The following is a 12,796-nucleotide window of genomic DNA, read 5'->3' as shown; positions in this document are numbered from 1 at the left end:
CGGCTTATTGATGATCTTAATATTTCTTTTATGCCCGATCCAGTTGATGATAAATATTAGCTTTATAATTGCAAAGTTCAATGAACCATAACTAAATTCCATGCCCCACCATCTCGCTGTTTTCTTTGAGTACCACTTCTTTTACCGTTGCCATAAAATAAGGTAAAACAATGGTAAAACATTTTCGATAAATTCGTCAAAAATGGCAAAGCTTTTTAGCTTCAATAATGGGCATATTTTCTTTATAAAGTCTTTAATAAAGGCTACAAAATGCAAAAAAAAGCCCTTAGCAATAAGCTAAGGGCTTTCAAAATAAGTTTTCCTACAAGGGCTCGAACCTCAATCTTCAGAGCCAGAATCTGACGTGCTACCATTACACCATAGGAAAATAAACAGAGCATCTGCCGCTTAAAGAGACGGCATTTTGTTTAGTGCAAATATATGAAATATGCAAACCGGTGTAAACCCCGTTTTAAAAAAAGCCACATCCGGTTTGTCCCCGATGTGGCTTTTTTACAGTAGGATTATGTACGCGTTAGTCCTCGTTCACGAATGAACGCAGCATCCAGGTATTTTTTTCGTTGAATTGCATGAAGCGGTTGATCATGTCGTTTGTGCCATCGTCTCCGGCATCGGCGGTGATGGTCAATATCTCGCGTTCCATTTTTATCAGCGCAGCCAGGTCCTCAATAATAGCTTTCACCATCAGGGTATCCTTTAGGCCGATGGTCTGGATCTCTTTGATGCTTGATGTTTCAATATAATCTTTAAAAGTACTGATAGGAGGTTTGCCAAGGCTCAGGATCCTTTCGGCAAGCTCATCAATAGTAACCAGCGCGGCAGTGTACAGCTCTTCAAATTTCAGGTGCAGGGTAAAAAAGCTCGTGCCTTTAACGTTCCAGTGGCAGCCGCGCAGTTTTTGGTAATGGATATGGTAATTAGCCAGCAGGTCGTTCAGGTGGTCAACTACGGGTTTTACTTTAACTTCTTCGAGGCTTATTTCTTTAGCATTCATAAATAAATAGTGATGTTTTTAAGTGTAACATGCCTTTGCGGGCAATGTTTGGTAAAGGTAAACAGTTTTAATTTTAATGAGCATATTTGCAACTTTATGACTTCGCTTTTACCCTTCATCATCAAAAATTACCAGGCCCCGGTTTGGCGTATGGAAATTGACGAAAGCAGCCAAACGCTGTTTCTGGAGATCAGGGACCATGCCGATAAGCAGGTTAGTTTTTCGGCCCTGAGCCTGCAAAGCGGTGATGTTTATTTTGAAGGTTTAACCACCCCCGAGCGCTGGCTTATCGGTATTGAAGCTGCTTACGACAGTGTATTGTTGCTACATAATTACCAATCGGCTATGGGGCCGGTACATAAGGGCTTGACAGCTATTGAAGCTACAACAGGCAAGGCATTATGGAGCAACTTTACTTTAGCTTTTGATCATTTGTCGGTAAATGGCCCTGTAGTTTACAATGCCCAGCTACAACCAAAGAAATTATTTTTACTTGATGTTAAAACCGGCAATGCACTAAAAGGATATGAGCCCGTGCCTGATCAACCTCTGAATAATCAGATCATTAGCCCTGAATTGGTACCTGCAACGGAAGTAAATAGTTCATATTTACCGCTCAGCGTATATGCAAATGCGGTTCATTATATCAGCTACAATAGATTCAGAATTGTATCTTTGCACACGCTTTTGCAGGAGCATCTTGAACAGCACTTGTTTGTATTTAACGAGGAGGGTACCCTTTTGTATCACGATTTGTTACATAACGCTATACAAAAAATGCAACCCGAGGCGTTTGTACTACATAATAATCAGCTCATCTATTTAAAAAACAGATCGGGCTTAATAGTGTTGAACTTGTAAATTACTGTATTATAATTTATTATGAAATTTAAGATTTTATTATTGGTCGCTCCCTTACTCACACTCTCCATATCGCTTTTTGCAAACCCGCTTGTCGACTCGATAGGCGTTGAAAACCTGAACGGCAAAAAAGTGATTGTTCACAAACTCGATCCCAAAGACAATTACTACTCTATAGGCCGTCGCTACAACGTCAGCCCTAAAGCTATTATACAGTTTAATAATAACGCCCCGCTTAAAATTGGCGGTATTGTTAAAGTACCTACCGAATTACCTTTTTCAGGTGAAGCTGCTGCACAGCCTGCCGTAACTGCGCCTGCAAAACAGGTAGCAACTACTCCTGCGCCTGTACAACAAAAGCCGGTTACCCAGGCCCCTGTTCAGCAAAACAAACCACAGGTACAAGCTCCGGTTAGCTCACCTGCGCCTGTAACGCAACCTGCTGCAAGCAAACCACAGCAGGCTGCTGCCGATACCGTTAAAAAAGTAAGCATGCTTAACGTGCAGCAATACAAAGTATCAGCCGGAGAGACCTTGTTTTCTATCGCCAAGCGTTTCAATACTTCTGTTGAGGATATCAAAGCACTTAATAAATTAAGCTCTGATTCATTAGCTCCTAACCAGGTTATTAATGTGCGCAGCGGTTTACCTCCCGAAGAGGTTAAACAGCCTGTAATGCAGCGCGATTCAACTTCTGTTGCTGCGCAGCAGGACACCACCGGCGATCATGGCAAAGCTAATCGTTTTGGTTTGTACGAGAAGGTTGAAAAAGGTGTAGCTACCTGGATGGATGACGCTGGTTTAGATCCTAAAAAGGAATTGGTACTGCACCGTACAGCACCAATAGGCACCATCATTAAAATTACCAACCCTATGAACAATCATACCACCTTTGCAAAGGTTGTTGGCCGTTTTACCGATAACGAAACAAACAAAAATGTTTTGATCATCATGACCAAGAACACTGCCGATGCTTTAGGTGCTTTAGATAAACGTTTCCAGGTAAATATCAGCTACGGCAGCCCGAATGAATAAACCTTATATTATTGGAATTGCCGGCGGAAGCGGCTCAGGCAAAACCTTTTTTTTAAAGTGCTTTTTAGAACATTTTACTGCCGACGAGGTGAGCCTCGTATCGCAGGATGATTATTACATCCCGGTAGCACATAACATGACCAAGGAGGAGAACAAAGAATATAACTTTGACCTCCCCTCAACTATTGATCATGAACATTTTCAGCAGGATATCAGCAAGCTTTTAAACAAAGAACCTATCCTGAAACAGGAATACACTTTCAATAACCCCGATGCTATCCCTAAAATGATAGAGATCAAGCCTGCACCTATCCTGATAGTGGAAGGCTTATTCATTTTGCATTTTAAAGATATTGCTGAGCTGCTTGATTTGAAGGTTTTTATTGATGCCGATGAAGATGTTGCCCTGCAGCGCCGCCTTAAACGCGACCTGATAGAACGCGGTTATTCGCATGATGATGTGATGTATAAATGGATCAACCACGTAGTGCCGGCCTATAAAGAATACCTGCTGCCCTACAAAGATGAATGCGACCGTGTGATCACCAATAACACCCACGTTGCTGAAGATATTATGGTGATAACAGAAGAGATTTCAGCTGATTTGAGGGGACGTTTATTTTAAGACGGATCGCCTAAAATCTCTTTCAGTGCTTTGTCGTAATCGGCTTTGGTAATAACGCCGGCATCAAATTGTTTGTATAGTTCATGCAGCTTCAGCGCTTTTTCGGTTGTATAATCAGGATAGCCGGCTTTATAATAATCTAAAGGCGCTTTTTCCTTTTCAAACGACCAAATAAGCGCCCAGATCCAGCCGATAATAGTCCATCCCAGAAACAGGTTTAACAGGAAGATCAGTTTAAAGTCGGCTTTTTCGCGGGCTATTATAGCTGGTATAAAATACAGCAGCGCGGCTATGGCCATGCCCATCATTCCAGCAATGCCAAATATGAAATTCATGTTTTAAAGATAGGAGTTTCTTTGAGGGATGCTATAGGGTTTTACTAAATCGTCATTGAGAGGAACGAAGCAATCGCGAGCTATACAGAGCGGACTTGCTTATTGGGGATTATTAATAATTGTAATTTGTTTTATAGGTATTAATGAGCTCCCTACGGTCGGTTGTCTTCGTGCCTTATGATGACGTCATCCTAAATAATTGATTATCAAGTTGGTTTTTTTTTGGCCTGTTTTGTGATATGGGCGTTGCCTGTGGCCCGCGCTATACGCTCATACTGCACGGGCATTAGCCACAAGGCCGGTATCCGCTGCTATCGCTAACGCGCCCGGCGCACCATCGCTAAGATATATTTTATACGTCATCGCGGTGTTTTTCAGGATTTCCTTGATGGTTACTCAATGACGTGACTACAGAATTATCTCCGGCACCTCCCCCTCAACAATGAGCTTCCCTGCCGTAGCTTGTTTTATTTCTTCAACACTTACTCCCGGAGCCCTTTCAATAAGCCTGAAACCACCTTCGGGCAAAACGTCAAATACACCCAGCTCCGTCACGATTTTTTTAACGCAGTGGACACCGGTGAGGGGAAGGGTACATTGGGGCAGCAACTTTGATTCGCCCGCTTTGTTTACGTGCTGCATGGCTACAATGATATTTTCGGCCGACGCTACAAGATCCATAGCGCCACCCATACCTTTAACCATTTTACCGGGGATTTTCCAGTTGGCTATATCCCCATTTTCGGATACTTCCATAGCGCCAAGGATGGTAAGGTTTACCTTTTTAGCCCTGATCATCCCAAAGCTCATCGCCGAATCAAATATTGCCGATCCGGGCAATATAGTAATGGTTTGTTTGCCGGCATTAATGGTATCCGGATCTTCTTGGCCCTCAAAAGGGAAGGGCCCCATACCTAATAAACCATTTTCTGATTGAAGTACCACATCCATGGTATCAGGTATATAATTGGCTACCAGCGTTGGGATGCCAATGCCGAGGTTAACATAATAACCGTCTTTTATTTCTTTTGCAATTCGCTTTGCGATGCCTTGTTTGTCTAACATAATTCAATTTGAAAATGTATTTTGTAGCTCCCGTCATTGCGAGGTACGAAGCAATCCCCAAGAAGCAGAGCGGCCCTGCAAGTCCCTCTGTAAAGTTCGCGATTGCTTCGTTCCTCGCAATGACGCGCGGCTAAGCATTGTTTTATTGTTTACTCCTTACCGTCGCATGCTCTATGCGCTTTTCATAGTTACTTCCCTTAAAAATCCTGTGCACATAAATACCCGGTGTATGGATATGGTCCGGATCAAGTTCGCCGGGTTGTACCAGTTCTTCCACTTCGGCAATGGTTACCTTACCGGCCATAGCCATTACCGGGTTAAAATTGCGGGCGGTTGACCGGTATACCAGGTTGCCCATAGTATCGCCCTTCCAGGCTTTTACAATGGCGAAGTCGGCATTAAAAGCCATCTCCATTAAATAATCCTTACCATTAAAATTGCGAACTTCTTTTCCTTCGGCCACTTCGGTACCAATACCTGCGGGGGTGAATATGGCAGGCATACCGTAACCGGCGGCCATACAGCGGGTGGCCAGCGTACCTTGTGGTATCAGTTCTACTTCGAGCTCGCCGCTTAGTAACTGGCGTTCAAATTCGGCGTTCTCGCCTACGTACGATGAGATCATTTTTTTTACCTGGCGCTGCTTCAGCATCAGTCCGATACCGAAGTCATCAACCCCGGCATTATTGGAGATACAGGTGAGTTGCTTAACCCCCTTTTTTACCAGGGCGGCAATACAATTTTCGGGCAATCCGCATAAGCCGAAGCCGCCCAGCATAAGGGTCATACCGTCGGTAATGTCGCGGATGGCCTCATCAGCACCACTAACTACTTTATTCATATATTATAATTGGTTGCTATAAAAATAAGTAAAATAAGCCTGAAGCTTATGGTTATGTAGATAACTTATTAGGGCAGGTTTGTGTTTTATGGATTTAGGGGATATTATTTTGCCTTAGCTCAAGTTTGGTGCGATGGCAAAGGCGTTGGGGAACTTGGGCTGTGAATTTTTTAGGACGATAAATTCGGAGGGCACAAGTCAGCCGCGCACCTCCGGCACACAAGGCTTACGCCAAAAAGAGATTGATTTGACATTGATTTATAGGTTTTATAAAACAATTAGAAATTAATTTTATTATTAATTAATACATCAAATATCAAAACCTATGGAATTACGAGACGACGAGTTCAGGAGCGACGAGCTTAAACGCCCCGAACATGAAGGAAATAAACCCAATGCTTACCGGGTGGATGACGACGACAATAATGAAGAAGAAAAAGACCTGAAAAGAAGCTATCTATTTGGCAGTTCGGAAATGAAAAGCCCAAATGATCCGGGTATGGAAGGAAACGGAATGGGGGGTGAAAACTTTGGCCAAAACAATATCACCCCGGCAGGTAATGATAAAGACAACCCCTCGCAAATGGCCGGCAACAATAACGAATACTTTAATCGAACCCAGCCTGCCGAGGAACATCCCGAAAACAGCAATTTTAAGGATCCTAACCAGGCCGGTAACGCCAACTACAGTAATGTGATCAACGTATCACAAAACGGCCGTTCGGATGAGGACAGTGGGCAAACGGAAACCAGTGATAGCAAGCCCAGCCCGCAGCAGCAATACCAGGAAGGAACTGCAGATGATGACGGGGATGCCAGTAAAAAACAACAAACCAATATCCCCGGCCCAAATGAGCTGCCTGATCAGCAGAAGGTAGGGGAGTAAAGTAAAAGATTAGCGCTTGTTATTTCTTGCGCTCGTTGCAAACGAGCGCAAGAAGTGATGACAATTTAAAATTTACCACTTAACCGTCTTCTCCATAAAAGCGATCAAATCATCGGCCATAGCTTGCTGCTCTTTCAGGCTCGGGTGACCGGGGGTATTTTTATAAGGAATAAAGTGCGTGTAAATGCCTTTATCATTTAAAGCAGCAACAGCCTTCTCAATATAACCCGGCCATGGCGATCCTGCTTTGGTTGCATCCATGCTACCCAGCGCACAAATGATCTGTGCTTTAGGATATACCTTGCGGATACTTTTTACAAACTCTTTATAAGCTTTAATGATCTGCTCCGGCTCGGGGGCTTTACTGCCAAAGCGCTCTTTAAACTGTGGGTTGTTGGGTTGGTTTACAATCCACGAATCATTTTGAAACAGGTTGATCACTACTACGTCGGGCGTATACTTTTTGAAATTCCAGGTGCTTGTTGGGTCTGTTGGGTCAAGACGGTTATACATTTCGGGCATAATGAGCGGGAACCAGCTCACCGTAATGCCGATACCGCTTTTAGAGGTGCAAACATACTGTGCATCGAAGTGACGGGCAGTAAGGGCTGCATAGCTCAAGTAGCCGTTTTCATAAGGAGCGCTGCCGCGGTCCTGCCCGGTGGTGTCCTCATCGGCATAACCGCAGGTAATGGAGTTGCCGAAAAATTCGATCTTACGTTTTTTAGCCTCTGGTGCAGTTAATGCAGTGGCGTCTTTAGCTAAGGTAAACTGATAAAAAAAGGTTTTGCCTTTGTCCCATTCGGTACGTTTAAATAGCTCAAGGGTGTGTTTGCCCGCAGGCAGATTTTCGGCAAGGGTATAAGCCTGTTTGGTATTATCAAGGTGAATGGTGTTTACAACCTTGTCATCAACAATGATGGTAAAATAGTTTTCGCCCCGTTCATCCTGCATCACAGCCGATGCGCCTGTTCCATCAAAGTTGATTTTTAAGGATGAGCCCGTCCAGTATAGTTCGGCAGCTTCATCGGTTTGATTGATCCGCCCGGTGTAACGGATGCGCTGATCTTTGCTCTTTAAAATAATATTTTGAGCAAGACAGCTTGTTATTGAACCGGTAAATGCAATAAAAAGTACAAGAAAATATAATCTGCGCATCTTTATTAGGGTTTGGCTGCCCTAAAAATAGGAAACTTATGCAAAAAGCGGATAAGTCATTGCCTTATCCGCAAATATTTGTTAAGAAACTATTATTATGCCGTTGTTGGTGTTGTCACCAACAACTTCTACTTTTTCAATAAATTATGTTTTTTATTACGTTACGGTTAATAAAACTGGTAAGCAAATGTTGTTGGTGACAACACCAACAACGGCGGGGAAGCGGATAAATCATTGGCTTATCCACTAATATTTGTTAAGAAACTATCATTCAATCGGCATTCCAAACTGCAGCAGGTAGCCATTATAGTCAAACACGCCGAATTCGCGCATGCCGTAATTAAAATCTTCAATGGGGTAGCAAATCACCGCCCTGTCTTTCAGTTCGCTCCACAAGAGGTCAACCTTATCCGTGCGGATATAAAATGAGCCTGTAAATTTTGGCACTGTGAACGATGCACTGTCAACAGGCAAGGCCAGCATGATCTCAATATCATCACGGCTTACCGTAGCCCATCCCCAGTCTTCATCATAACCAATACAGGTAAAACCAAGGTTATTAATGTAAAAATCAACACTTTCCCGTACCTGCCGGGTGTATAACATGGGCGCAATAGATTTTAAAGACATATTTGAAATAGGTTAGGGCGCAAATTGTAAAAACGTAGTTCAATTAAAGCCGTCATTGCGAGGTACGAAGCAATCCCAAACTGTACAGAGCGGCTATGCTAATCGGGGATTGCTTCGTACCTTATAATGACGTGATCGTAAATAACTGGTTATCAAATATGATTTTTCACGTCATCACTTTTTTTTTCAGGTTTCCCCTGATGGGTACTCGCAATGACGGGTCTTTTATGATATTTTAACCTTGCCGTTACTTCAAATATACATAAGTTATTCCATCTCCGCCACGATCAGCATGTTCATCTTCCATGCGGTCAACCTGTTCATATTTTTTGAGGTATTGCCTGATCATTTTGCGTAAAATTCCATCGCCTTTACCGTGAATGATCTTGAGGTTGTTAAAGCCCATCATCAGTGCACGGTCAAACAGTTTTTCAATGGCGTGAAGCGCATCTTCAGTACGCTGGCCACGTACGTCAATCTCCGGACTAAAACTGGCCATGTCATTGGTGTGCGAACTGAAATTTCGTCTGATCTCTTTAGGTACCGATGATTTGGAAACTTTGATCACGCGTTTCTTTTTAGCAACCGTACGCAAATCGCCAATGGCAATTACTACGTTTTCTTTAATGATCTCAATTACCTGGCCCGTAGTTTCCGAATCGGTGAGTTTCACCCAGTCGCCTGGTTTCAGCTCTTCATCAACAGGAGCTGCAGGTTTTGGCGCCTCAGTTTTAACGGTGTTCTTTTTAAGTTCAACGTTCAGGTTTTCGCGCAGCTGGCGGGTTTTTTCCTTATCGGCATTGCTGCTCTTAATTTCGGATATAGTGTTTTCAACCAGCTTGTTGGCGTTCAGGATAATATTCTTGGCCTGGTCTTTAGCTTCTTTAATGAGCGAGCGTTGGTTTTCTTCAAGATAACTTTTCAGTTTCTCGTTTTCGGCCAGCAATTCATTTACCTTGCGCTGTTGCTTATCCAGTTTTTGTTTGGTTTCAAAAATAGAACGTTTCTCACGCTCCAGATCAACCAGCAGGGTGTCCACCTTTTTTTGCCCTTCGCTTATTTTGTTTTTGGCGAGGTTAAGCACGTTTGCCGGCAAACCGATCTTTTGTGCAATCTCAAAAGCATATGAACTGCCGGGTTTGCCGATCTCTAACTGGTACAACGGCCTCATTTCAATGTTATTGAACAACATCGATGCGTTTTCGATCCCTTCAGTATTGCTGGCAAATATTTTAAGGTTGGAGTAGTGGGTGGTTACCATACCTTTAACCTTTTTTTGGTTAAGCGATTCCAATACGGCTTCGGCAATCGGTCCGCCAAATTGCGGATCGGTACCGGTACCAAACTCATCTATCAGGATGAGGGTTTTACCGTTCGCCTGCTCCACAAAGTTTTTCATTTTGGACAGGTGAGCACTGTACGTACTCAAATCACTTTCTATCGACTGGTCATCACCGATATCAACAAAAAGCTGTTTAAATACACCTACAACACTGGCTTCATCGGCAGGGATGAGTAAACCAGCCTGCACCATCATTTGCAATAAACCAACGGTTTTCATACAAACAGATTTACCGCCCGCGTTAGGTCCCGATACCACGATGATGCGTATACCTTCATCTATTTGCATATTAAGCGGGACAACCGTTTTTTTCTCGGCCTTAAAATTCAGGAACAACAAGGGGTGACGGGCATTGTATAATTTAACCCTGGCCTCGTTTATCACCTGCGGCATTTCGGCTTCAATATCAATGGCAAACAGCGCTTTGGCACGCACAAAATCAAGCTTGGTTAACAGGCCATGGTAGGAGAGCAGCAAAGGCACATAAGGCCTTAATTCGGTGGTTAAAGCGGTCAGGATCTTTACTATCTCCCGGCGGCGTTCAAATTCCAGGTCGCGGATGCGGTTGTTGAGCACAAATACCTCTTCGGGCTCAATGTAAACTGTTTGGCCCGAGGCTGACTCGTCATGTACAAAGCCTTTCAGTTTGCGTTTGTTTTCGGCCAGCAGGGGGATCACCAGCCTGCCATCACGTACAGTTAATGAACCATCGGCAGCCCAGCCGTTTGATGTGGCATTTTTAAAAACCATATCAATTTTTTTGCGGGCTTCCTGTTCGGCTTTGGCAATGCCTGTGGTAATTTCCATCAGCTCGCGCGATGCATTGGGCCTGATCTTGCCTTTTTGGTCAATCACGGCGTCTATCTTTTTAAGGATCGCCTTTTCAATAGGCAGGTGCTCAAAAAGGGCTTCAAGGTTAGGGTACAGGCCTTCACGCTCGTTAAAATAGGCAATAACGGCAAATACCGTGGTTAACGAAGCCTGAACCTGGTAAAACTCTTCTTCGCTTAAAAAAACGCCCTCTATACGGGCTTTATTGGCAAGGGACTTTATATCGAAAAAATGCTGGATGGGCAGGGCCTCATCATTTACCAGGATATTCTTAAATTCGTTTGCCTGGCTCAGGAATTTATGGATCTGGTCGTAATTGCTCATCACCTGGATCTTGTCAACCATTTGTTGACCCATTTCGCTCAGGCAATGTGCTTTTATCAGTTCTTTTATCTCGGTAAAACCCAGCTTATCTACACTGTTTTGGGGGTAAAGCATCAGGTTATGACTTTAAGTTTTTTAACGAGTCGGCTTTGCGGGCTTTCTTGCTTTTGCGGGGATGGAATCTCCTTGCCGAGTCGGTTTTTAGTTTAGTTTTTAAATTTTTCAATGAGTCGGCTTTGCGGGCTTCCGTGTTTTCATGAGGATGCATTTTTCTTGCCGAATCTATTTTAGTTTTAATATTTAAGTTTTTTAGCGAATCGAGCTTACGCGTAGCCTTGCTCTGTTCTGTTTGCACTTTGGCAAGCGAATCGGTTTTACTTTTAATTTTTATATCCACCTGGTCATAAATGGCCAGCAGTTTATCGGGCTGCATGGCGTAGTACCGCATGCTGCGGTTAAAATGCGCGGTATCGGTATGCAGGCGTTGAAACATGGCAATGTATTTACCCGCGCCGTATTTATACAAACTATCGGGTATCTGCGTAGTATTATACAGGCTGCCGTCGATGATGTGCATTTCGGTTAAAACCGCTGCCATGGCGTCGGGTTTGAGGACGTCGTTGGGAATACTTTTGCCATTGCAGGCACATAAAAAAAGTGCTGCAGAAAAAAACAAGGTTATATATTTATGCATTCAGTAATTTAGCGGCTGATTAATTAAGCAAATTTACGGATAAATGAGCATTGCAGATAACATCAAAAGCTTAAAAAAGGAAACGGAAGCAGATAAGGTAATATTATTGGCCGTATCAAAAACAAAACCTGCCAGCGATGTACAGGAAGCCTATGATGCGGGGCAGCGCCTTTTTGGCGAAAATATAGTGCAGGAAATGGTTGAGAAGTATGAGCAACTGCCTAAAGATATCGAATGGCATTTGATTGGTCACCTGCAAACCAACAAGGTAAAGTATATAGCGCCTTTTGTAAGTATGATCCAGTCTGTTGATAGCCTGAAGCTTTTGCACGAGATCAACAAACATGCTGAAAAAGCCGGAAGAATAATTGACTGCCTTTTGCAAATTTATATAGCCGACGAAGAAACCAAATACGGACTGGGCTTTGATGAAGCAATAGAATTGCTTCGCTCTGAAGAATTTGCTGCAATGAAAAACGTTCGTATTCGTGGCTTGATGGGCATTGCTACCAATACCGATAACGAAAAGCAGATTAAAGAAGAATATTACGAACTGAACACCTTTTTTGAAGGCATAAAATTGAGCTATTTCAGGAAGGAAGAAAGTTTTGATATTTTGTCGATGGGTATGTCGTCGGATTATAAACTGGCCATTGAGCAGGGCAGCAATATGGTAAGACTGGGCAGCACCATATTTGGAGGTAGGCTGATCAAGCACTGGAAGAATAATTGATTAGAATTTGTCTGAACCGGAATTTATGGGATTAAAGAATTGACAGAATGAAACTACCATTCAAATAATTCGTTCTGCCCGTTGTTGGTGTTGTTACCAACAACATGTTTTTGAAATGAAATTTAAGTGTTCAATTTTTTAGAAACGGGTGTTCAACTTATAAAACCGTGTAAAGTTAAGTAATTGATTATCAGTTATTATGCGTTCATTTTGTTTGAATGGGTAATATGCGTTAAAATTAAATAGTTGATTATCAGTTGTTTTTTTGGGAGGATATCTGTAAGTGTTCACACCTAAAAAAGTTGAACACCTGTTAAAATAAATATGAAGTTGTTGGTGACAACACCATATCCGTTAACCTAAGGGATTGAATATGTCGTAAACAATCTCAAAGGCTGCTTTTTTCCGTTTCTTAGGTTCA

13 protein-coding genes are annotated in these 12,796 nt (G+C 42.9%); 5 read left to right on the top strand and 8 right to left on the bottom strand.

The genetic code is table 11. The features are described 5' to 3' along the window. Nucleotides 1-535: 535 nt before the first annotated feature. On the bottom strand, nt 536-1,015 hold the full coding sequence (locus ABIC84_RS06590) for a Dps family protein (protein WP_090526149.1): 480 nt from the start codon (nt 1,013-1,015) through the stop codon (nt 536-538). A gap of 96 nt (nt 1,016-1,111) precedes the next feature. On the opposite strand from ABIC84_RS06590, the gene ABIC84_RS06585 reads away from it, so the two are divergent. From ABIC84_RS06585 to ABIC84_RS06575, 3 genes are read left to right on the top strand one after another with little or no spacing between them, the layout of a single operon-like run. After that, entirely contained in the window at nt 1,112-1,876 is a 765-nt protein-coding gene (locus ABIC84_RS06585) for a DUF4905 domain-containing protein (protein ID WP_429263062.1), read from the top strand. Between the two features lie 21 nt (nt 1,877-1,897). Continuing rightward, nucleotides 1,898-2,911, top strand: coding sequence for a LysM peptidoglycan-binding domain-containing protein (locus tag ABIC84_RS06580; RefSeq protein ID WP_429263061.1), 1,014 nt, complete (start codon nt 1,898-1,900; stop codon nt 2,909-2,911). Further along, the gene (locus ABIC84_RS06575) at nt 2,904-3,536 is read left to right on the top strand and encodes a uridine kinase family protein (RefSeq protein WP_429263060.1); all 633 of its coding nucleotides are present in this window, start codon (nt 2,904-2,906) and stop codon (nt 3,534-3,536) included. The genes ABIC84_RS06580 and ABIC84_RS06575 overlap by 8 nt, the downstream gene beginning before the upstream one ends. Here ABIC84_RS06575 and ABIC84_RS06570 read toward each other — a convergent pair. The 3 genes from ABIC84_RS06570 to ABIC84_RS06560 all read right to left on the bottom strand — a co-directional run bounded on the left by ABIC84_RS06570 (nt 3,533) and on the right by ABIC84_RS06560 (nt 5,777). Further along, nucleotides 3,533-3,871, bottom strand: a complete 339-nt coding sequence (locus tag ABIC84_RS06570; protein WP_429263059.1) for a superinfection immunity protein — start codon at nt 3,869-3,871, stop codon at nt 3,533-3,535. The two genes, ABIC84_RS06575 and ABIC84_RS06570, sit on opposite strands and share 4 nt — an antisense overlap. A gap of 408 nt (nt 3,872-4,279) precedes the next feature. Continuing rightward, nucleotides 4,280-4,936 (bottom strand): 3-oxoacid CoA-transferase subunit B, encoded by a 657-nt coding sequence (locus ABIC84_RS06565; RefSeq protein WP_429263058.1) that lies wholly within the window; start codon nt 4,934-4,936, stop codon nt 4,280-4,282. Nucleotides 4,937-5,078: 142 nt separating this feature from the next. After that, complete coding sequence (locus ABIC84_RS06560) at nt 5,079-5,777, bottom strand: CoA transferase subunit A (protein WP_413318342.1); 699 nt, start codon at nt 5,775-5,777, stop codon at nt 5,079-5,081. Between the two features lie 325 nt (nt 5,778-6,102). Here ABIC84_RS06560 and ABIC84_RS06555 point away from each other — a divergent pair, with 325 nt between their 5' ends. Then, nucleotides 6,103-6,663, top strand: a complete 561-nt coding sequence (locus tag ABIC84_RS06555; protein WP_429263057.1) for a hypothetical protein — start codon at nt 6,103-6,105, stop codon at nt 6,661-6,663. Between the two features lie 72 nt (nt 6,664-6,735). Here the strand turns inward: ABIC84_RS06555 and ABIC84_RS06550 are convergent, their stop codons facing one another. From ABIC84_RS06550 to ABIC84_RS06535, 4 genes are all read right to left on the bottom strand, one after another. Then, nucleotides 6,736-7,821 carry an SGNH/GDSL hydrolase family protein gene (locus ABIC84_RS06550; RefSeq protein WP_429263056.1) on the bottom strand — a complete coding sequence of 362 codons (1,086 nt, stop codon included), beginning with the start codon at nt 7,819-7,821 and terminating at the stop codon, nt 6,736-6,738. A gap of 267 nt (nt 7,822-8,088) precedes the next feature. Then, on the bottom strand, nt 8,089-8,451 hold the full coding sequence (locus ABIC84_RS06545) for a VOC family protein (protein WP_429263055.1): 363 nt from the start codon (nt 8,449-8,451) through the stop codon (nt 8,089-8,091). A gap of 247 nt (nt 8,452-8,698) precedes the next feature. After that, nucleotides 8,699-11,062 (bottom strand): endonuclease MutS2, encoded by a 2,364-nt coding sequence (locus ABIC84_RS06540; protein WP_429263054.1) that lies wholly within the window; start codon nt 11,060-11,062, stop codon nt 8,699-8,701. 4 nt (nt 11,063-11,066) lie between these two features. Then, nucleotides 11,067-11,642 (bottom strand): DUF4296 domain-containing protein, encoded by a 576-nt coding sequence (locus ABIC84_RS06535; RefSeq protein ID WP_090523992.1) that lies wholly within the window; start codon nt 11,640-11,642, stop codon nt 11,067-11,069. Between the two features lie 43 nt (nt 11,643-11,685). Between ABIC84_RS06535 and ABIC84_RS06530 the strand changes: the two genes are divergently transcribed. Beyond that, a complete protein-coding gene (locus ABIC84_RS06530) occupies nt 11,686-12,375 on the top strand; it encodes a YggS family pyridoxal phosphate-dependent enzyme (protein WP_429263053.1) in 690 nt (229 codons plus the stop codon). The last annotated feature ends 421 nt before the right edge of the window (nt 12,376-12,796 follow it).

Source organism: Mucilaginibacter sp. 3215, assembly GCF_050433785.1.
Lineage (GTDB): Bacteria > Bacteroidota > Bacteroidia > Sphingobacteriales > Sphingobacteriaceae > Mucilaginibacter.
This window is presented reverse-complemented; position numbering and strand designations above follow the sequence as displayed.